Raw genomic sequence first — 18,593 nt, 5'->3', positions numbered from 1 at the left:
GTCGGCGCGTGCCGGAGCGGTCAGAGCCGCGAGAGCTCGTCCACCAGGTCGTCCAGGCCGAGCGAACCCTGCGACAGCGCCGCCATGTGCCAGGCCTTCAGGTCGAAGGACTCCCCGCGCGCCGCACGGGCGTTGTCCCGGCCCAGCAGCCAGGCGCGCTCGCCCAGCTTGTAGCCGATGGCCTGCCCCGGCATCGACAGGTAGCGGGTCAGCTCGCTCTCGATGAAGTCCGCCGGCCGGCCGCTGTGCATCCCGAAGAACTCCTGCGCCAGGGCCACCGTCCAGCGCTCGCCCGGGTGGAACGGCGAGTCCGCCGGGATCTCCAGGCCCAGGTGCATGCCGATGTCCACGATCACTCGGGCGGCGCGCATCATCTGGCAGTCCAGGTAACCCAGGCGCTGCTCGGCGTCCTTGAGGTAGCCCAGCTCGTCCATCAGGCGCTCCGCGTACAGCGCCCAGCCCTCGCAGTTGGCGCTGACCCAGCCGACGGTGGCCTGGTAGCGCGACAGCTGGTCCGCCACGTGCGTCCACTGCGCCAGCTGGAGGTGGTGGCCCGGAACGCCCTCGTGGTACCAGGTGGAGACCAGGTCGTACACCGGGAAGCGGGTCTGGCCCATGGTGGGCAGCCAGGTGCGGCCCGGGCGGGAGAAGTCCTCGGACGGGTTGGTGTAGTACGGGGCCGCCGCGCCGCCCGAGGGGGCGATCTTGGACTCGACCCGCTTGACCCGCTCGGCGAGCTCGAAGTGGGTGCCGTCGAGGTTCTCGATGGCCTCGTCCATCAGGCCCTGCAGCCAGGCCTGGACCTCGTCCACGCCCTCGATGTGGGTGCCGTGCTCGTCCAGGTGGCGCAGCACGTTCCACGGGTTCGGCTCGTCCGGGAGGATCTTGGCCGACTCGGCCTTCATCTCCCCGAGCAGGCGGTGGTACTCGGCCCAGCCGTAGGCGTACGCCTCGTCCAGGTCCAGGTCCGTCCCGTTGAAGTAGCGCGACCAGCGGGCGTAGCGCTCGCGGCCCACCGGGTCCGGGGCGTCCGCGACGGCCGGGGCGTACACGTTGCGCATCCAGTCCCGCAGCCCGATCACGGCGGCGGTCGCGACGGCGGCCGCCGCGTCCAGCTCGGCGCGCAGGGACTCGGGTCCGGCGGAGGCGAACTCTCCGAAGAAGTCCCGCTCGCCGTCGCCGTCCTGGCCGGCCCAGGTGGTGAGCTGGCCGATGAAGGTGGCGGTGGGCCGGGGGCCGCCGAGGAGCCCGCGCTCCAGGCCGAGGGCGAGGCTCTCGCGGTAGCCGTCGAAGGCGGCCGGGACGGCGCGCAGCCGCTCGGCGATCGCGGCCCAGTCCTCCTCGGTGTCGGCGGGGGTGAGGGTGAAGACCTCGCGGACCTCGTGCGCCGGGGAGTGGATGTTGCTGACGGTGCGCAGGTCCTCGTCGGCCTCGTGGACGGCGAGTTCGGCGTTCAGGCGCTCGCGCAGCAGACGGCCGCAGCGCCGCTCGGCGTCGGTGTCGGCGCCGGGCAGCCGCTCGGCCTCGTCGAGCCGCGCGAGGGTGTCGCGCGACAGCCGGGCGGCGGCGGCCCGGCCGGCGGGCGAGAAGTCCGGGAGGCTGCCGGAGCTGGCGGCGACACCGAGGTAGGTGCCGATGATCGGGTTGATGGCGATGAGTTCGTCGACGTAGGCATCGGCGACCTGGCGGGGCAGAAGGGCTGCGCTGTCGCTGTGGAGGGTCTCTGACATGCGGACATCTTCGTACGGAGGGGCCCCCTCCGTCATCACCATACGGGCTTGTTCTCCTGTCGGAGCACGGACTCCGGGCGCCTGGCGGGCCGGGCCCGCTCCAGCCGGGCCGTGATCACCAGGGTGCCCTCCTCGATCTGGTAGTCGAGGGGCAGGCCGAGGCCGCGCATGGCTGCGACCATGCCGGTGTTGGAGGCCTGGGTGACGGCGTACACGCTGTCGGAGCCGGCTTCGACGGCCAGCGCGAGGAGCCGGCGCAGCAGTTCCGAACCGATGCCCCGGCGCTGCCAGTCGTCCTCGATGAGCAGGGCGACCTCGGTCTCGTCCCCGTCCCACAGCAGGTGGCCCAGGGCGACGAGCCGGCCGGAGGCGGTGGTGGCGGCCAGGGTCCGGCCGAAGCGGGGGCTGAGCAGGTGGCCGAGGTAGCGGTCGGCGTCGGCGACGGGGCCGTGGTAGCGCAGGGCGAGGGTGCGCTCGCTGCACCGGTCGTGCATGGCCCGGGCGGCCGCGAGGTCGTCGCCGTCGGCGCGGCGGACGGTGATCTCGTTGCCCTCGGGGAGGGTCAGCACGTCCCGGCTGCGCGGGACGCGGGGGCCCAGGCGGGCGTCGAGCTCGACCAGGGCGCGGGCCCGGGCGAACTCGGTGGGGGTGAAGGGCAGATAGGGGCGCTCCACGGTGATCGCGCCGCCCGACGGGTCGCGCAGCCGCATCACCGTGGCCTCCAGGACGCCCTCCACGGGGGCGTCGCCGCCCGCGTTGGGGCGGCCGGAGAGGGTGGTGGCGGGGACCGACTGGATGGTGCACCGGCCGAGCAGCTGGCGCAGGGCGAGGGGGAGTTCGGCGGCGTCCAGGGCGGTGCGGGTGGCCAGGCCCAGGACCCGGGTGGGGGTGTCCACCAGGTCGTGGGCGTCGGCGCGTTCGATCCAGGTGCTGCGGCCGCCGGCCCGCGCGACGGCCCGGGTCAGGTCGGCGGAGGCCAGCTCCCGGGGGGCGCGCAGCAGGAACTCGTCGACCGTGCCGCCCTCGGGGAGGGGGTGGGTCTGCAGGGTCAGGATGTCCACGCCGGCCCGGGCGAGGGCCGTGCACAGCGAGGCGAGGCTGCCGGGCTCGTCGCGCACGGTCGTCCGCATCCGCCACAGGGCGCCGCCCGTGGCCGGCGCGTCGGTGGCCTCCTGCGGGGCCTCCTGCGGGGCCGGCACCGGCGGACCGGAGGACGGCGCGCCGCCGGGCGGCGGCGCATGGCTGTGCCGGCGGGCCCACCAGGTGTGGAAGCCCGCCGTGACCAGGAGCGCGACGGCGGAGGCGACGAGCAGGAACGGGCCCCTCGGGCCGTGCGCGACGAGGTTGGCGATGCCGTCGGCGACCGCGACGGCGCAGAAGAGGGCGGCGAGTTCGACGAGGTCCCGGCGCCAGTGGTGGCGGTGGGGACGCGGGGCGCGGGAGTCAGGGGCAAGGTCAGTCATGCACACCACTGTGGCGCCCGGGTGTTGCGTGATCGCGAACGATCTGTGACCGACTGGTTAAGTGTCGATCTAGCCGGTTTCTCCCGGTTCTTGCCGATTGCGGCCGCTCGCGGTCAGGGCGGGTGCGGGTGCGGTGCGGGTGCGGGGGCGAGGCCCGCGAGGCCGATGGGGCCCGCGGTGCTCACGACTGGCCCACGCGGCCCGGCTGGAGCACCTGGGTGAAGAGTACGCCGCCTCCCTGCCGGCGCAGCCGCACGGTGAGTTCCCCGCTGCCCCCGTCGATCTCGACCTCGCCGTAGTACGGGGGGTTCTCCGCCGGGGACATGTTCGCGACCGGCGCCGACTGCGCGTACGCGGTCCGGGGCCCGAAGGTGGCGTCCAGTTTGCCGGCCGGGAAGCCACCCGCGCCGATGGGCCCCGAGACGAACTCCCAGAACGGGGCGAAGTCGGAGAACGCCGCGCGCTCGGGGGCGTAGTGGTTGGCGGCGGTGTAGTGGACGTCGGCGGTGAGCCAGAGGGTGCCCGTGATGTGCTGGTGCTTGATGTGGCGCAGGAGGTCGGCGATCTGGAGCTCGCGCCCGAGCGGGGCCCCCGGGTCGCCCTGCGCCACGGCCTCGAAGTCCGTCGCCCCGTCCGGCACCACGATGCCCAGCGGCATGTCGGCGGCGATCACCTTCCAGGTCGCCCGCGAGCGCGAGAGCTCCCGCTTGAGCCAGGCCAGCTGCTCGGTGCCGAGGATGCCGACCGGGTCGTCGGTCTGGCGGCCGGGGGAGTTGGCGTCGCGGTAGGTGCGCATGTCGAGCACGAACACGTCCAGCAGCGGGCCGTGCCGCAGCACCCGGTACATCCGGCCCTCGGCGCGCCCGCCCCGCAGGTCGGTCACGGGGAAGTACTCGCCGAAGGCCTGGCGGGCGTGGGCCGCGAGGGTGTCGACGTCCTTGACGGTGTAGCGCGGGTCGTCGAGCAGCTGGCCCGGGTACCAGTTGTTGCGCACCTCGTGGTCGTCCCACTGGGCCAGGACGGGGACCTGGGCGTAGAACTCGCGCAGGTTGTGATCGAGCAGGTTGTAGCGGAAGTTCCCGCGGTATTCGGCGAGGGTCTCGGCGACCTTGGCCTTCTCCTCGGTGGTGACGTTGTGCCAGACGCGGCCGTCGGGCAGGGGTACCGCCGCCTTGAGCGGTCCGTCGGCGTAGATGGTGTCGCCGCTGAAGAGGAAGAAGTCGGGGTCGCGCAGCCGCATCTCGTCGAATACGCGGTATCCGCCCAGCTCCGGGTTGATGCCCCAGCCCTGGCCCGCCAGGTCCCCCGACCACAGGAAGCGCACGTTCTGGCGGCGGGAGACGGGTGTGGTGCGGAAGCTGCCGCGCACCGGCTCGCTGCAGCGGCGGGGGTCGTCCGGGTCGGTGAGCACGACGCGGTAGTGGAGCTGCCGGCCGGGAGGGAGGTCGCGCAGGGTGGTGGTGCCCGTGAAGTCGGTGGCCGGGCCGAGGAAGGGGCCGCCGTGGCGGCGGACCCCGTAACGGAACGACTCGCTCGGGGAGGTCTCGACGTACATCCGCGCCGGCCGGTCGGACCGCGTCCACACCGTGGCCGAGTGCGCGGTGATCTCCCCGGACTGGACGCCCCAGAGGGCGGCCGGGCGGCCGGAGCGGGTGAAGGCGGGGACCCGGGTCGGGGCGGCCAGCGCGGGCGCGGCGAGCGCCGTGGACAGGGCCAGGCCCACCGGGACGGCGAGCGACCCGCCGAGCAGGGACCGTCGGGTGTGCGGCATCGAGGCCATGGGTGCGTCTCCAGGGACGGCTGGGGGGATGGCCGGACCAGTGTGCCGTCGCACACCAGACCGGCCGAGTCGCCCACACGAACCGTGGGTGAACACCCGTCAGCCGATCATGACCGGGCCCGGTTCCGCGGTCAGGCCCCGATGCGGGCGCCGTCGCCGGAGGCGGTGCCGTGCTCCGTGCCGGCGTGCGCCGTGTCGCCGATGACCCGGGCGACCAGGGCCGGGTCGTCGTTCATCGGGACGTGCCCGCAGCCGGGCAGCCGTACCAGCCGGGCCCCGGGGATCGTCCGCTTGGCGCGCGGTCCCTGGCGGGGGAACAGCAGCCGGTCGCGGGAGCCCCAGGCGATCGTCACGGGCATACCGGGCAGGTCATGGCTGAAGCGGACCGGGCCGCCCGCCGCCAGCGTCGGCCCGAAGCCGGTGGCTCCCCGCAGGGCCAGCGTCTCGGCGACCACGGCCTCCGGGGCGCGCCGGCCCGGGCGGGCGTAGATGCTGCCGGTGAGCGCGGCGCGGCCGGGGGCGCTCCGGGCGAGCCGATCCAGGACGGCGGGGGGTAGGGACCGGGCGCCGGCGCGCATCGCGTGCAGGGCGGAGAAGGCGTAGAGCCGCTCGGCGTCAGACCAGAAGCCGGCGGGGGAGAGGGCGGTGACGGAACGGGCGAGACCGAGGCGCCCCATCTCCAGGGCGAGCAGCCCGCCCAGGGAGTTCCCCGCGACGTGCGGCCGCTCGACGCCGAGCGCAGCACAGAGCGCGCCGAGCGCCGTGGCGACGGTGGCGAGGTCGTAGGGGACGCCCGGTGGCAGGGGCTCGGAGGCGCCGAAGCCGGGCAGGTCGACGGCGATGACGTCGAACTCGGCCGACAGGATCCCCGAAACCGGGTGCCAGGCCTGCAGGTGGTGTCCGATGCCGTGCAGGAGCAGGAGGGGCTCGCCCGTGCCCTCGCGCTCGTACGTGACGGCGGCGGTGCGGGGGCCCAGCGGCGAACCGATGGGGAAGGAGACGGTGGCGGTCATGCTGCTCCTCGTCGGGGTGGCGTGCGGGGACGGGCCGTCGGAGATGACCGCCCCATCATTACCGTCGGGTAGCGGTCGCCGTGGGCGCTTCGGAAAACGTGCGGGGGCCACGAACATCCCGTGAACGTCTTGCTACATATGCCCGATCTGCCCGGCAGACTGGCCAGGATTGGTCTTGACCAAGGGGGTGCGCCGTCCTATCGTCGCAGGGATAGTGCAGGAACCTTTAATAAACAAAGGCGCGGAACTGCGGCGCGGAACTGCCGCTGGAACCGCCGCCGGACACGGCGACGGCGGCGAACGCAGGAGGAGTCAGGGTGGGGACCACGCAGCTCGAATCGGTACCGGAGCCGAAGTACTGGCACCTCAAGACCGTGCTCAGCGAAGCGCTGGACCGGGACTTCGCGGTCGGCGAGGTCCTGCCCAACGAGCGTGAGCTGGCCGCACGGTTCGGAGTCGCCCGCGCCACCCTGCGGCAGGCCCTGGAGCAGCTCGAACTCGAAGGCCGCCTGCAGCGCCGCCGCGGTGTCGGCACGACCGTCGCCCCGCCGCGCGTGGGCGTGGCCGTCGGCAGCACGGGCCAGGGCTGGCCCGGCGAGGACGTGGACGGCTGGGAGGCCGTCGACGCCGTCGAGGCCGTTCCGGCCGGCGCGGTCCTCGCGCTGCTGGGCACCGACGAGGGCGCGGCCGTCCACACGGTGCGCCGCACCCGCGTGACCCAGGGCCAGGCCGTCGCGGCCGAACTGCTGTACGTGCCCGCCGCCTCCGTGCCCGGGCTCTCCGCCATCGACGCCCCGGCCGGACCCGCGCGGGCGCGCGCCGTCCTGCGGGAACTCCAGCGGCTCGCGCTGGACGGGCAGGACCGCTCGGTGGAGCTGGGCTCCGCCCGCGCCGACGACGCCAAGGAACTGGACCGGCTGCCGGGCGCCCCGGTCCTCGTCGTCACCACCCGCTACTTCACGGCGGAGGGCACGGCCGCCGTCTCGGTGGCCACCTACCGCGCCGACACGTGCCGCCTCACCTTCGGCGACTCGGGCATGGAAATCACGGAAACCCGCGCGGCGTCCTGACCGCACCCCAACCCGCCCGCCCCAGCCCCGCCGGCGTATGAGTCGCCGGGGGCAGGGGCACCTCCGGAAGGGCGGGGCGGGGAGAAGGCTCCGCGCGGCGGCACACGCCCACCGGGCGGCACCGCCATCCGCCCGCCATCCGCCCGCCCGCCCGACGGAGTCACCTGGCGGTGACGGTCCGCTCCACCGCGAACAGCTCCCGCTCCACATGGTCCAGCGCGAGCCGCAACGCCCCCGTGGCCACAGCGGCCTCACCCAGCATCGACAACGCCACCCGCGGCGGCCGCAGGCAGTACCGCTCCAGCTCCCGCCGCAACGGTTCGAGCACCCCGTCCAGTCCGGCGGCCCATCCGCCGACCACCACCAGCTCGGGGTCCATCGCCAGCACCAGCGCCGCCACATCGTGCACCAGCCGCTGGAGGAACCGTTCCACCGCGGCCACCGCCCGCTCGTCGCCCCGCTTGGCCATCGCGAAGACCTCGGCGACCGCCGGCTCGTCCAGCGGGTGCAGCGGTTCGCCCGTCGTCGACAGCAGCCGCTCCGGTGTGGCTTCGCGACCCAGCAGGTGCAGTGCGCCGATCTCGCCCGCCGCACCGCCGAAGCCGCGGTGCAGCCGGCCGCCGATCAGGGAGCCCGCGCCCGGGCTGAGCCCGGCCATCACGAACACCATGTCGTCGGAGTCCCGGGCCGCGCCCTTCCAGTGTTCGGCGACGGCCGCCGCGTTGGCGTCGTTCTCCACCCGGACCGGACAGCGGAACGAGCGCCGCAGCCGCTCCCCGAGGGGCAGCCCGGTCCAGCCGGGCAGGGCCGTCCCGAGGCGGACCGTGCCGTCGGCCTCCACGATGCCCGGACTGCCGACCCCCACCGCCCGCAGGGAGTCGCGTGGAATACCGGCCCGGCGCAGCAGATCGGCCACCGCCACCCGGACGCGCTCCAGCCGCTCGTCGGCCGAAGCGGTCTCGGCCACGTCCTTCGTCCCGGCCCCGATCACCCGGCCGTCGAGGCCGGACAGCAGTACCGCGACCCGGTGCGAGCCGATCTCGATGCCCAGCAGGTGGCCGGCCTCGGCCCTGAAGCGGAACCGTCTCGCCGGGCGCCCCTGCCGTCGCGCGCCTTCCTCCGCGTCGGCCTCGACCACCAGACCGGCGCCCATCAGGCCCTCCACCACCCCCTCGACCGTCGGCCGGGAGAGCCCGGTCACCCGGGTGAGGTCGGTGAGCGTCGGCGATTCGGCGGCGCGCAGCGCACGCAGCACCACGGCCGAATTGATCCGCCTGAGCAGAGAGGGATCCCCGCCGGTCAGCTGCCCCAACGTGTGTCCTCCCAGCTAGCGGCCCTGTCAGCCGGATCGTACTGCGCCTGCGGCGTCACGGCGAGAAGCGGCCCCCTCACGCCGGCGAGACGAACCCGGACTCGTACGCGGTGATCACAGCCTGGGTGCGGTCACGCGCCCCCAGCTTTCCCAGGATGGCGCTGACGTGCGACTTGACCGTCTCCGTGCCGACGATCAGCTCGCGGGCGATCTCCACATTGGTCAGCCCGCGGGCCATCAGCCGCAGGACCGCCTCCTCCCGCTCGGTCAGCGCGGCCCGCTTCAGGACGGCGCGGGCCTGACGGTTGCCGTACTCGGCGGCGAGGGACCGCACGGCCGCCGGGAACAGCAGGGTCTCCCCCTCCGCCACCAGCCGCACCGCGTGCACGATCTCCGCCGGCCGGGCCCGCTTCAGCAGGAACCCGTCGGCCCCCGCGCGCAGCGCCTGGTAGACGTACTCGTCGTTCTCGAAGGTCGTCACCACGATGATCTTCGGCGGTGAGTCCACCGACCGCAGGACCGCCCGCGTCGCCTCGATCCCGTCGAGCAGCGGCATCCGCACGTCCATCGCCACCACGTCCGGGCGCAGTTGGCGCACGAGCGGGATGACGGACGCCCCGTCCGCCGCCTCGCCCACCACCTCGATGTCGGGCTGGGAGTCCAGGACCGCGCGCAGACCCGCGCGCACCAGGGGTTCGTCGTCGACGAGCAGTACGGTAACCGGCATCCGGTCAGCGTATTCGCTCCAGCGGAAGCCTCGCGCGCACCCGCCAGCGCCCCTCGTGGGGGCCGGTTTCCGCCTCGCCGCCGAGCAGCGACGCCCGCTCCCGCATCCCGCGCAGCCCGCTCCCCCCGCCCATGCTGACGGAGGGGCGCTCCGGCAGCGGGTTCGTCACCTCCAGCTCCAGCCGGCCCTCGGCCATCTCGACCCGCACCCGGACCGGCACGGGACCGCAGTGCCGCAGCACGTTCGTGAGCGCCTCCTGCAGGATCCGGTACCCCTCCCGGGTGACGGGACCGGGCAACTCCTCCAGCGCACCCGACAGTTCGGCCTCCACCGGAGCGCCCGAGGCGCGCGCCGACTCCAGCAGCCGGTCCGCCTCGGCCAGGGTCGGCCGCTGCGAGGCCGGCAGCGCCGACTCCCGCAGCACCAGCAGCACCCGCTCCAGGTCCTCCAGCGCGGCCCGGCCCGTCTCCTCGATCGCGCTCAGCGCGCGGTCGGTGAACTCCGGGTCACCGGCGGCCCGCGCGGCTCCCGCCTGCACCACCGCCACCGTCAGCGCGTGGCCGATGGAGTCGTGCAGCTCCCGCGCGATCCGGGTCCGCTCCAACAGTTGTTCCGTACGCGCCTCCAGCGCACTGAGCCGCTCGGCGGCCGAGGGGCCCAGCAGCCGGTGGGCGATCGCCGTGATCAGCTCACCCAGCAGCACGACGACCACGATCAGCACCACCAGCGGCACCGGCGCCAGCAGGGCCGCCGCCCAGGGCGGCGGAACGACCGGCACCATCGGGTCGGCGTTCAGCGGACGCCCGAGGGCGAGAGAGATCAGCTCGACGGTCACCAACGGCAGGCTCACGGTGGCGAACATCGCCGCCCCTGACAGCACCAGCCGTATCTCCAGCCACAGCACGGTCCGCCACCGGTCCGCCCAACGCGCCGAAACGGCGGTGCTGATGCCGCCCTCCCCGGCCTCCCGCTCCTCGGGGGTCAGCAGGAACTGCGCCTGGAGCCCCTCGGCCAGCCGCACCCACGGCACGAAGCCGAACGGTATGACGATCAGCAGGGGCATCCACGGCCAGCGCGGATTGATGAACATCCACAGGGCGAGCAGCAGCAGCGGGACGCACAGGTGCAGCCAGCGCGAGTACGTCACCGGCCGCAGCGGTGCGCGGAGTAGTCGGTCCATGCCTTCATCGTGTCAGGGGGCCCACCGGCAGCGTCTCCCCCACGTGGGGGAGACGGCACCCTCGCACGGGGGAGGAGCGAGGGGTGGCCGGGCGGTGAATCTGGAGCCATGAACCGCATCGAGATCCGCGAACTGACCAAGGACCACGGCACCCGACGGGTCGTGGACCACCTCACCTTCGACGTCCTGCCGGGAAAGGTCACCGGCTTCCTGGGGCCCAACGGAGCCGGCAAGTCCACCACCATGCGCATGATCCTGGGCCTGGACCGGCCCACCGCCGGCAGCGCCACCATCGGCGGCAGCCGGTTCACCGCCCTCGACCGGCCCCTCCGCCAGGTGGGCGCCCTGCTCGACCCCCAGGCCGCCCACGGCGGGCGAAGGGCCCGCGACCACCTGCTGGCGCTCGCCGTCAGCAACGGCATCCCGCCCGCCCGGGTGGACGCGGTCCTGGAGCAGACCGGCATCGCGGCCGTCGCCCGGCGCCGCGTCGGCACCTTCTCACTGGGTATGCGCCAGCGCCTGGGCATAGCCGCCGCGCTGCTGGGCGACCCGGCGGTCCTGCTGCTGGACGAGCCGACCAACGGCCTCGACCCGGAGGGGATCATCTGGATCCGTGAACTCATGCGCGCCCTCGCCGCCGAGGGGCGCACGGTGTTCGTCTCCAGTCATCTGATGGCCGAGTCCGCCTCCTTCGTGGACCACCTCGTCGTCCTGGGGCAGGGCAGGCTGCTCGCCGACACCCCGCTCGGCGCCTTCATCGACGCCCGCAGCACGCCCAGGGTGCGGCTGAGGACGACTGATCCGGCCCGGCTGCAAGCGGCTCTGGCGCGCTCCGGGCTGACGATGACCGACGCGGGGGAGGGCCGCTGGAGCGTCGACGGCATCCGGGCCGAGGGGCTCGGCGCCCTCGCCGCCGTGGAAGGAATACCGCTGCTGGAACTCTCCGACGAGCGGGCCTCCCTGGAGCAGGCCTACCTCGAACTCACCGCCGCCCACGCTCCGTTCTCCGCAGCAACCGCCTGAAACCGAAGGGAGTCACAGCCGTGATCACCGCCGCCCTGCCCACCGTCCCCGTCCTGAGATCGGAGTGGATCAAGATACGGTCCGCCCGGGCCGTCCTCGGCGCACTCCTCGCCGTCTTCGCCGCCACCGCCGGTGTCACGGTCCTCACCGCCGCCGCCATAGGCACCTCGGAGCCGGGCGCCCTCGGCGAGGACCGCCTGTCCGGAGCCTTCTTCGGCATCAACCTCGGCCAGGCGGCGGCCGTCGCGTTCGGCGCCACCGCCTTCGCCGCCGAATTCCGGGGCGGGGCCCTGCGCGTCTCCCTGACGGCCGTACCCAACCGGACCCGGCTGTACCTGTCCAAGACCGCCGTGGTGGCGGTGCTCTCCTTCCTCGTCGGCCAGCTCACCGGGCTCGTCACGTTCGTCGCCGGCCAGGCCTTCATGGGGCGGTACGCCCTCGCCCTGGGAGACCCCGGGGCGCTGCGGGCCGTCTTCGGCAGCGGGATCTACCTGATGCTGATCGCCCTGTTCTCCGCCGGACTGGCCGCCCTGGTGCGCAGCGGCACACTGGTGATGGGCCTGCTCATACCCTTCCTGCTGATCGTGCCCTTCGTGGTGGGCCAGGTCGTGGAGGGGGCCGGGCAGTTCATGCCGGACCGGGCCGGGCAGATGGTGATGCGGGCCCAGGCCGAGGGGTCGCTCGGCCCCTGGAGCGGCCTCGGGGTGATGGCGCTGTGGGCCCTCGCCGCCCTGGTCGGCGGATGGCTGGCGGTGCGGCGCCGGGACGCCTGAGAGGACGGCCTGACGCAGGGCCAGTTGTCAGTGGTCCCCGCGATACTGACGGCATGACCACGGCAGAGCACCTCGACACGATCGACCGGCTCCGGGCCACGGCCTTCCCGACCGCGCCGGAGGGAGGCCCGGGGCAGGGCGGCGGCCCGGGGCACCTCCTGGTCACGCTCAGCCGGACCCGGGAGTTCTGGGACGACGACGGGTCCGGCCGGGAGGAGGCCGCCGACCAGATCGACGCCGAGTACGGGGCGCTGGTCCAGGCCCTGACCGACCGGTGGGGCGAGCCGCAGGTCTTCGCCGTGGACTCCCTGCTGGACCGGGAGTTCGCCGGCGAGGAGATACCGGAGCCCTGGAGCGAGGTCTGCAACACCACGGGCCATGTGCACCTGTGGCGGGTCGAGGAACGGTGGCTGGTCGTGTACGTCGCGCAGTGGGACAAGGAGTTCCCCTACCTGCTGACCGCGGCGAGCACCGTGACCGACCCGCCCTAGGGGCCGTCCGCGGCCTCGCGGAGGCGGGCGAACTCCTCGGCCATGGAGGCGGCGGTCCAGTGGGCGTTGAGACCGCTCGGGTTGGGCAGGGCCCAGATCCGGGTGGTGCCGATGGTCCGCTCCTGGGGGCCGACGACGGCCTTCGGCTCGTGGAAGGCGGTGCGGTAGGCGGTGATGCCGACCACGGCCAGCCACTGGGGGCGCAGCCGTTCCACCTTGGCCGTCAGGAGCCGGCCGCCCTCGCGGAACTCCTCGGCACTCAGCTCGTCGGCGCGGGCGGTGGCCCGGGCGACGACGTTGGTGATGCCCAGGCGGTAGGTGAGCAGTTCCTCCTGCTCGGACGGGGCCAGGAGGCGGGGGGTGAAGCCGGACAGGTGCAGGACCGGCCAGAACCGGTTGCCGGGGCGGGCGAAGTGGTGGCCCGTCGCGGCGGAGAGGAGGCCCGGATTGATACCGCAGAACAGCACACGCAGACCGCCCGCGACCACGTCCGGGAGGACGCGGTCGCGGGCGGCTTCGAGCTCGTCGGGGGTCAGAGGATCGACCCGGGGGCGTAACCGGCGGCTTCCGGGTGCTCCTTGGCGATGGCCTCGATGCGGGAGACCACGCTCGCTACCTGGTCGCCGGCCGCGCCGGTGAAGGACAGCTTGTCGGCCATCAGGGCGTCCAGCTGCGCGCGGTCCAGCGGCATCCGGTCGTCGGCCGCGAGCTTGTCGAGGAGCTCGTTGCGCTCGGCGCCCTGCTCGCGCATGGCCAGGGCGGAGGCGACGGCGTGCTCCTTGATGACCTCGTGCGCGGCCTCGCGGCCCACACCGGCCCGCACCGCGCCCATCAGGACCTTGGTGGTCGCGAGGAACGGCAGGTAGCGGTCCAGCTCGCGGGCCACGACGGCGGGGAAGGCGCCGAACTCGTCGAGGACCGTCAGGAAGGTCTCCAGCAGGCCGTCGAAGGCGAAGAAGGCGTCCGGCAGGGCCACCCGGCGGACCACGGAGCAGGAGACGTCGCCCTCGTTCCACTGGTCGCCGGCCAGCTCGCCCGTCATCGAGGCGTAGCCGCGCAGGATGACCATCAGGCCGTTCACGCGCTCGCAGGAGCGGGTGTTCATCTTGTGCGGCATCGCCGAGGAGCCGACCTGGCCGGGCTTGAAGCCCTCGGTCACCAGCTCGTGGCCGGCCATCAGGCGGATGGTCTTGGCGATCGACGACGGGGCGGCGGCCAGCTGCACCAGGGCGGTGACCACGTCGTAGTCGAGGGAACGGGGGTAGACCTGGCCGACCGAGGTGAAGGCCTGGGAGAAGCCGAGGTGGGTGGCGATGCGCTGCTCCAGGTCGGCCAGCTTGGCGGCGTCCCCGCCGAGCAGGTCGAGCATGTCCTGGGCGGTGCCGACCGGGCCCTTGATCCCGCGCAGCGGGTAGCGCTCGAGCAGGTCCTCCAGCCGGTCGTAGGCGACCAGCAGCTCGTCGGCGGCGGTCGCGAAGCGCTTGCCCAGGGTGGTGGCCTGCGCGGCGACGTTGTGGGAGCGGCCGGCCATGACCAGCTCGGCGTGCTCGCCGGCGAGCTTGCCCAGGCGGGCGAGGACGGCAACGGTGCGGTCGCGGGCGAGCTCCAGCGAGAGCCGGATCTGCAGCTGCTCGACGTTTTCGGTGAGGTCGCGGGAGGTCATGCCCTTGTGGACGTGCTCGTGGCCGGCGAGGGCGTTGAACTCCTCGATGCGGGCCTTCACGTCGTGGCGGGTGACCTTCTCGCGCTCGGCGATGGAGGCGAGGTCGACGGTCTCCAGGACGCGCTCGTAGTCGGCGAGGGCAGCGTCCGGGACCTCGATGCCGAGGTCCTTCTGGGCGCGCAGGACGGCGAGCCACAGCCGCCGCTCCAGCGTCACCTTGTACTCGGGGGACCACAGGACGGCGAGCTCCGCGGAGGCGTAGCGGCCGGCCAGGACATTGGGGATGCGGGGCTTGGCTGTCACGTGTAGGGATTCTACTGGGGCTTGAGCTGTGCGTTTGCGCAGGTGGGGGCCGGGCTCGCAATTGTGGGTTGCTACAAGGGCGGCAGGGTTCCGTAGGGCAGAAGCTCCGGGCGCTTGGCGGGGCGGCCGTCGCCCGAGGAGCGGCCCGTCAGCCGCCGGCCGATCCAGGGCAGCAGGTGCCGCTTCGCGAAGCGCAGGTCCTCGGTGCGCCGCACGCCCCAGCCCGGGGCGGAGGCGGGCGCCAGGGCCGCCGTCCAGTCCTCCTCGGCGGGCAGCCCCAGGGCCTGCCAGACGGCCTCCGCAACCCGGCGGTGCCCCTCGGCCGTCAGGTGCAGCCGGTCGGCGTCCCACAGGCGCGGGTCGCCGAGCACCGGCGCCCCGTACAGGTCCACCAGCAGCGCCCCGTGGCGTGCGGCCAGCTCTTCGAGGATTTCGAAGAGCTCCTCCATGCGCGGCCGGAAGCGCTCCATCACCGGACCGTGCCGGCCCGGCGAGCGCATCAGGACCAGACGCCCGCAGGAGGGGGCCAGCAGCTCCACCGCGGCCTCAAGATGGCCCCGGACCCGTCCCATGTCCACCTTCGGCCGCAGGGCGTCGTTGAGGCCCCCGACCAGGGTGACCACGTCCGCCCCCATCGCCGCGGCGGCGGGCGCCTGGTCCTCGGCGATCTGCCCGATCAGCTTCCCGCGCACCGCGAGGTTGGCGTAGCGGAAGCCGGGCTCGCGGGCCGCCAGCCGGGCGGCGAGGAGGTCGGCCCAGCCCCGGTAGGAGCCGTCCGGGAGCAGGTCGGACATGCCCTCGGTGAAGGAGTCGCCGACCGCGACGAAACTGGTGTAAGACGCATTCATCCCCATGGCGCTGCGATGCTACCGCGCGGTACCCCTGCCCTGCCCGGCCGGGACCGGGAGGCCGGGGAACAGGGGCCGGGGGGCTGGGGGCCGGGCTACGCCGAGGTCGGTTTCCCGAACAGCTCGCGCAGCACGTCCTCCATCGTCACCAGCCCCGTCATGGCGCCGTCCGCCCCGAGGACCGCCGCCAGGTGGGTCCGGCTGGCCCGCATGGCGGTCAGCACGTCGTCCAGCGGTGTCTCCGCCCGCACCTGGGCGATCGGCCGGAGCGCGGCCACCGGGAAGGGCTCGGCCCGCTCCACCACGTCCAGGGCGTCCTTGACGTGCAGGTAGCCGAGGATCCGCCGCTGCCCGTCGACCACCGGGAAGCGGGAGTAGCCCGACTCGGCCGACAGCCGTTCCAGCCCGGCGGCGGTGATGCCCTGCCGGGCCGTGACCACCCGGTCCACGGGCAGCACCACGTCGGCGACGGGACGGCGTCCCAGCTCCAGGGCGTCGTGCAGCCGCTCGCTCGCCCGGCCGTCGATCAGCCCGGCGGCGCTGGAGTCCTTGACCATCCGGGCCAGCTCGTCGTCCGAGAAGGTGGCCGCGACCTCGTCCTTCGCGTCCACCCGCAGCAGCCGCAGCAGGGTGTTGGCGAAGGCGTTGATCGCGAAGATCACGGGCTTCAGCGCATGGGCCATCGCCACCAGGGGCGGACCCAGCAGCAGGGCGGTGCGCACCGGCTCGGCCAGGGCCACGTTCTTGGGCACCATCTCGCCGAACAGCATGTGCAGGTAGGTGGCCAGGGCCAGCGCGATCACGAAGGAGATCGCGTGCGTCACCCCGGAGGGCACCCCGGCGGCGTCGAGCAGCGGGCTCAGCAGGTGCGCGATGGCCGGCTCGGCCACCACGCCCAGCACCAGGGTGCACAGGGTGATGCCCAGCTGGGCCGCGGCCATCAGCGCCGACACGTGCTCCAGGCCCCAGACGACCGCGCGGGCCCGCCGGTCGCCCTGTTCGGCGTACGGTTCGATCTGGCTGCGCCGGACCGAGATCAGCGCGAACTCCGCGCCGACGAAGAAGGCGTTGACGACCAGCGTCGCCAGGCCGATCAGCAGCTGGATCGCGGTCATCGGTCCCCCTCCGGGCCCTCGTCGCCGGGCACTTCGACCGGCGTGTGCAGCAGCACGCGGGCGGCGCGCCGGCCGCTCGCGTCGACCACGTCCAGTCGCCAGCCGTCCAGCTCCAGCCGGTCCCCGACAGCCGGGATCCGGCCCAGTTCGGCGGCTATCAGCCCGGCCAGCGTCTCGTACGGGCCCTCGGGCACCCGCAGCCCGATCCGCCGGAGCTGGTCGGTGCGCGCCGCGCCGTCGGCGGAGTACAGGGGCCGGCCGTCCTCGTCCGTGCCGGCGGGGGCCAGGTCGGAGGTCTCGTGCGGGTCGTGCTCGTCGCGGACCTCGCCGACGACCTCCTCGACGATGTCCTCCAGGGTGGCCACGCCGGCCGTGCCGCCGTACTCGTCGATCACCACGGCCATCGTCTGCCTGCCGGACAGCCGGTCCAGCAGCCGGTCGACGGTCAGCGATTCCGGTACCAGGAGCGGTTCGCGCAGCAGCTGCGAGACCGGGTGGCGGTGGCGCTCCTCGGCGGGCAGGGCCAGGACGTCCTTGATGTGGACCGTGCCGACGACGGTGTCGAGGCTGCCCCGGTAGACGGGGAAGCGGGACAGACCGGTGGCCATGGTCGCGTTGGCCACGTCCTCGGCGGTGGTCTGCACGTCGAGGGCGGTGACCTGCACGCGCGGGGTCATCACGTTCTCGGCGGTGAGGTCGGCCAGGTTCAGGGTCCGCACGAACAGCTCGGCCGTGTCCTTCTCCAGCGCGCCCGCCTTGGCGGAATGCCGGGCCAGGGCCACCAGCTCCTCGGGGCTGCGCGCGGACGCGAGCTCCTCGGCGGGCTCCATGCCCAGCCGCCGGACCAGGTGGTTGGCGGTGCTGTTGAGGTGGCTGATCAGCGGCCTGAACGCACGGCTGAACAGCCGCTGCATGGTCGCGACCCGCTTGGCGACGACCAGCGGGGAGGAGATCGCCCAGTTCTTGGGGACCAGCTCGCCGACGACCATCAGCACCACCGTCGACACGACGGTGCCGAGCACCAGGGCGGTGGAGGAGGCGGCCGCGGCGGACAGGCCCATGGCCTTGAACGGGCCCGTGAGCAGGGCGGCGATCGACGGCTTGGAGATCATGCCGATGACCAGGCCGGTCACGGTGATGCCGAGCTGGGCGCCGGAGAGCTGGAAGGTCAGGCTGCGGACGGCGGCCAGGGCGCTGTCCGCGCCGCGCTCGCCGCGCTCGACGGCCCCTTCCAGCTCGCTGCGCTCGACGGTGGTCAGCGAGAACTCGGCGGCGACGAAGACTCCACAGGCAAGGCAGAGCAGCAGCGCCACGACGAGCAGGAGCACTTCGGTCATCGGTCGATCACCTCCGTCCCATGATCGGCCAGGGGGAGGGGTACCGCGCGATGTCGCGGGCGGGGATGCCGGGTACTGGGAGGCTCGCCCATGGGCGGACGCTCACACCTTTCGGTCGGGAGGGCCCGGACGGGTGGTCCGGGGCCGGGGCCCGGGAGGGTCCCTGAGCACAGGGTAAAGGAAAGGCAAAGGGAATGGCTCCTCCTTTCGGCCCGGCGAGAGCGGTGGTGGGATCGTCGCATGGACGATCTTCATATCGGGCCGGCGTCCGCCGCCGACCTGAGCGCCGTACTGGACTTCTGGAAGACCGCGGCCAAGGGCGCCAGCATCAGCGACGACCTGGCCGGGATCGAGCGGCTGCACTCCCGAGACCCCCAAGCCCTGCTGCTCGCCCGGAGGGGTGGGGAGCTCGTCGGTACCGTGGTCGCGGGGTTCGACGGCTGGCGCTGCCACCTGTACCGCCTCGCGGTCCACCCGGCCCACCGCCGGCGCGGGATCGGCTCGGCGCTGCTGGCGGCCGCCGAGGCGCGGTTCGTGGAGCTGGGCGGCCGACGGGCCGACGCGATGGTGCTCGACGCGAACGAGCAGGCGCACGGCGCGTGGGACGCGGCCGGCTACCGCCCCCAGGAGATCTGGACCCGCTGGATCAAGCCGCTGGTCGGTGAATAAGGGGTTTTCGGCCACGGGGCGCCATGCCTAACCGTTTATTCCGGGAATATTGGCTCGATATCGAGCACATCCAGGCGCCCTGGTTATGGCGGAGTC

General features: G+C 73.6%; 17 protein-coding genes. 5 read left to right on the top strand and 12 right to left on the bottom strand.

Going from position 1 to position 18,593, the window contains the following annotated elements; all coding sequences use genetic code 11:
* Nucleotides 1-20: 20 nt before the first annotated feature.
* The 4 genes from ACFY0O_RS32260 to ACFY0O_RS32245 all read right to left on the bottom strand — a co-directional run bounded on the left by ACFY0O_RS32260 (nt 21) and on the right by ACFY0O_RS32245 (nt 5,986).
* On the bottom strand, nt 21-1,730 hold the full coding sequence (locus ACFY0O_RS32260; RefSeq protein WP_388953295.1) for a DUF885 domain-containing protein: 1,710 nt from the start codon (nt 1,728-1,730) through the stop codon (nt 21-23).
* A 35-nt stretch (nt 1,731-1,765) separates the two neighbouring features.
* Complete coding sequence (locus ACFY0O_RS32255) at nt 1,766-3,193, bottom strand: GNAT family N-acetyltransferase (RefSeq protein WP_388953293.1); 1,428 nt, start codon at nt 3,191-3,193, stop codon at nt 1,766-1,768.
* Between the two features lie 181 nt (nt 3,194-3,374).
* Entirely contained in the window at nt 3,375-4,973 is a 1,599-nt protein-coding gene (locus ACFY0O_RS32250) for an alkaline phosphatase D family protein (RefSeq protein WP_388953291.1), read from the bottom strand.
* A gap of 131 nt (nt 4,974-5,104) precedes the next feature.
* Nucleotides 5,105-5,986 carry an alpha/beta fold hydrolase gene (locus ACFY0O_RS32245; RefSeq protein WP_388953289.1) on the bottom strand — a complete coding sequence of 294 codons (882 nt, stop codon included), beginning with the start codon at nt 5,984-5,986 and terminating at the stop codon, nt 5,105-5,107.
* 317 nt (nt 5,987-6,303) lie between these two features.
* Between ACFY0O_RS32245 and ACFY0O_RS32240 the strand changes: the two genes are divergently transcribed.
* The gene (locus ACFY0O_RS32240) at nt 6,304-7,056 is read left to right on the top strand and encodes a GntR family transcriptional regulator (protein WP_358897893.1); all 753 of its coding nucleotides are present in this window, start codon (nt 6,304-6,306) and stop codon (nt 7,054-7,056) included.
* A gap of 160 nt (nt 7,057-7,216) precedes the next feature.
* Here the strand turns inward: ACFY0O_RS32240 and ACFY0O_RS32235 are convergent, their stop codons facing one another.
* The 3 genes from ACFY0O_RS32235 to ACFY0O_RS32225 all read right to left on the bottom strand — a co-directional run bounded on the left by ACFY0O_RS32235 (nt 7,217) and on the right by ACFY0O_RS32225 (nt 10,275).
* Nucleotides 7,217-8,368 (bottom strand): ROK family transcriptional regulator, encoded by a 1,152-nt coding sequence (locus ACFY0O_RS32235; RefSeq protein ID WP_388953287.1) that lies wholly within the window; start codon nt 8,366-8,368, stop codon nt 7,217-7,219.
* Between the two features lie 76 nt (nt 8,369-8,444).
* Nucleotides 8,445-9,095: a response regulator gene (locus tag ACFY0O_RS32230; RefSeq protein WP_388953285.1), complete on the bottom strand. Its 651-nt coding sequence runs from the start codon at nt 9,093-9,095 to the stop codon at nt 8,445-8,447.
* Between the two features lie 4 nt (nt 9,096-9,099).
* Nucleotides 9,100-10,275, bottom strand: a complete 1,176-nt coding sequence (locus ACFY0O_RS32225; RefSeq protein WP_388953283.1) for a sensor histidine kinase — start codon at nt 10,273-10,275, stop codon at nt 9,100-9,102.
* Between the two features lie 108 nt (nt 10,276-10,383).
* On the opposite strand from ACFY0O_RS32225, the gene ACFY0O_RS32220 reads away from it, so the two are divergent.
* The 3 genes from ACFY0O_RS32220 to ACFY0O_RS32210 are packed head-to-tail and all read left to right on the top strand — an operon-like array spanning nt 10,384 to nt 12,562.
* Nucleotides 10,384-11,298, top strand: coding sequence for an ATP-binding cassette domain-containing protein (locus ACFY0O_RS32220; RefSeq protein ID WP_388953281.1), 915 nt, complete (start codon nt 10,384-10,386; stop codon nt 11,296-11,298).
* A 23-nt stretch (nt 11,299-11,321) separates the two neighbouring features.
* Nucleotides 11,322-12,071 carry an ABC transporter permease gene (locus ACFY0O_RS32215; protein WP_388953423.1) on the top strand — a complete coding sequence of 250 codons (750 nt, stop codon included), beginning with the start codon at nt 11,322-11,324 and terminating at the stop codon, nt 12,069-12,071.
* Nucleotides 12,072-12,124: 53 nt separating this feature from the next.
* Nucleotides 12,125-12,562 (top strand): hypothetical protein, encoded by a 438-nt coding sequence (locus ACFY0O_RS32210; RefSeq protein WP_388953278.1) that lies wholly within the window; start codon nt 12,125-12,127, stop codon nt 12,560-12,562.
* Here the strand turns inward: ACFY0O_RS32210 and mug are convergent.
* The 5 genes from mug to ACFY0O_RS32185 form a co-directional block, all read right to left on the bottom strand.
* Complete coding sequence (mug, locus tag ACFY0O_RS32205) at nt 12,559-13,098, bottom strand: G/U mismatch-specific DNA glycosylase (protein ID WP_388953420.1); 540 nt, start codon at nt 13,096-13,098, stop codon at nt 12,559-12,561. The two genes, ACFY0O_RS32210 and mug, sit on opposite strands and share 4 nt — an antisense overlap.
* Nucleotides 13,095-14,528, bottom strand: a complete 1,434-nt coding sequence (purB, locus tag ACFY0O_RS32200; protein ID WP_388953276.1) for an adenylosuccinate lyase — start codon at nt 14,526-14,528, stop codon at nt 13,095-13,097. The genes mug and purB overlap by 4 nt, the downstream gene beginning before the upstream one ends.
* Nucleotides 14,529-14,599: 71 nt before the next feature.
* Nucleotides 14,600-15,382 carry an SGNH/GDSL hydrolase family protein gene (locus tag ACFY0O_RS32195; RefSeq protein ID WP_388953274.1) on the bottom strand — a complete coding sequence of 261 codons (783 nt, stop codon included), beginning with the start codon at nt 15,380-15,382 and terminating at the stop codon, nt 14,600-14,602.
* 89 nt (nt 15,383-15,471) lie between these two features.
* Nucleotides 15,472-16,491 (bottom strand): hemolysin family protein, encoded by a 1,020-nt coding sequence (locus ACFY0O_RS32190; RefSeq protein WP_358899208.1) that lies wholly within the window; start codon nt 16,489-16,491, stop codon nt 15,472-15,474.
* Nucleotides 16,488-17,828, bottom strand: coding sequence for a hemolysin family protein (locus ACFY0O_RS32185; protein ID WP_388953271.1), 1,341 nt, complete (start codon nt 17,826-17,828; stop codon nt 16,488-16,490). The genes ACFY0O_RS32190 and ACFY0O_RS32185 overlap by 4 nt, the downstream gene beginning before the upstream one ends.
* Before the next feature lie 240 nt (nt 17,829-18,068).
* On the opposite strand from ACFY0O_RS32185, the gene ACFY0O_RS32180 reads away from it, so the two are divergent.
* Complete coding sequence (locus tag ACFY0O_RS32180) at nt 18,069-18,497, top strand: GNAT family N-acetyltransferase (protein ID WP_388953269.1); 429 nt, start codon at nt 18,069-18,071, stop codon at nt 18,495-18,497.
* Nucleotides 18,498-18,593 lie beyond the last annotated feature (96 nt).

Source organism: Streptomyces sp. NPDC001594, from assembly GCF_042893675.1.
Classification (GTDB): domain Bacteria; phylum Actinomycetota; class Actinomycetes; order Streptomycetales; family Streptomycetaceae; genus Streptomyces.
The sequence above is the reverse complement of the archived record's forward strand: the minus strand, read 5'-3'. Positions and strand labels throughout refer to the sequence as shown.

Excerpts from the sequence above, each read along its gene's own strand:
- ACFY0O_RS32255 (WP_388953293.1), bottom strand. The coding sequence starts at position 3,193 with ATGACTGACCTTGCCCCTGACTCCCGCGCCCCGCGTCCCCACCGCCAC.
- ACFY0O_RS32210 (WP_388953278.1), top strand. The coding sequence starts at position 12,125 with ATGACCACGGCAGAGCACCTCGACACGATCGACCGGCTCCGGGCCACG.
- ACFY0O_RS32190 (WP_358899208.1), bottom strand. The coding sequence starts at position 16,491 with ATGACCGCGATCCAGCTGCTGATCGGCCTGGCGACGCTGGTCGTCAAC.
- ACFY0O_RS32245 (WP_388953289.1), bottom strand. The coding sequence starts at position 5,986 with ATGACCGCCACCGTCTCCTTCCCCATCGGTTCGCCGCTGGGCCCCCGC.
- ACFY0O_RS32225 (WP_388953283.1), bottom strand. The coding sequence starts at position 10,275 with ATGGACCGACTACTCCGCGCACCGCTGCGGCCGGTGACGTACTCGCGC.
- ACFY0O_RS32185 (WP_388953271.1), bottom strand. The coding sequence starts at position 17,828 with ATGACCGAAGTGCTCCTGCTCGTCGTGGCGCTGCTGCTCTGCCTTGCC.
- ACFY0O_RS32180 (WP_388953269.1), top strand. The coding sequence starts at position 18,069 with ATGGACGATCTTCATATCGGGCCGGCGTCCGCCGCCGACCTGAGCGCC.
- ACFY0O_RS32230 (WP_388953285.1), bottom strand. The coding sequence starts at position 9,095 with ATGCCGGTTACCGTACTGCTCGTCGACGACGAACCCCTGGTGCGCGCG.
- ACFY0O_RS32220 (WP_388953281.1), top strand. The coding sequence starts at position 10,384 with ATGAACCGCATCGAGATCCGCGAACTGACCAAGGACCACGGCACCCGA.
- ACFY0O_RS32195 (WP_388953274.1), bottom strand. The coding sequence starts at position 15,382 with ATGGGGATGAATGCGTCTTACACCAGTTTCGTCGCGGTCGGCGACTCC.
- ACFY0O_RS32250 (WP_388953291.1), bottom strand. The coding sequence starts at position 4,973 with ATGGCCTCGATGCCGCACACCCGACGGTCCCTGCTCGGCGGGTCGCTC.
- ACFY0O_RS32260 (WP_388953295.1), bottom strand. The coding sequence starts at position 1,730 with ATGTCAGAGACCCTCCACAGCGACAGCGCAGCCCTTCTGCCCCGCCAG.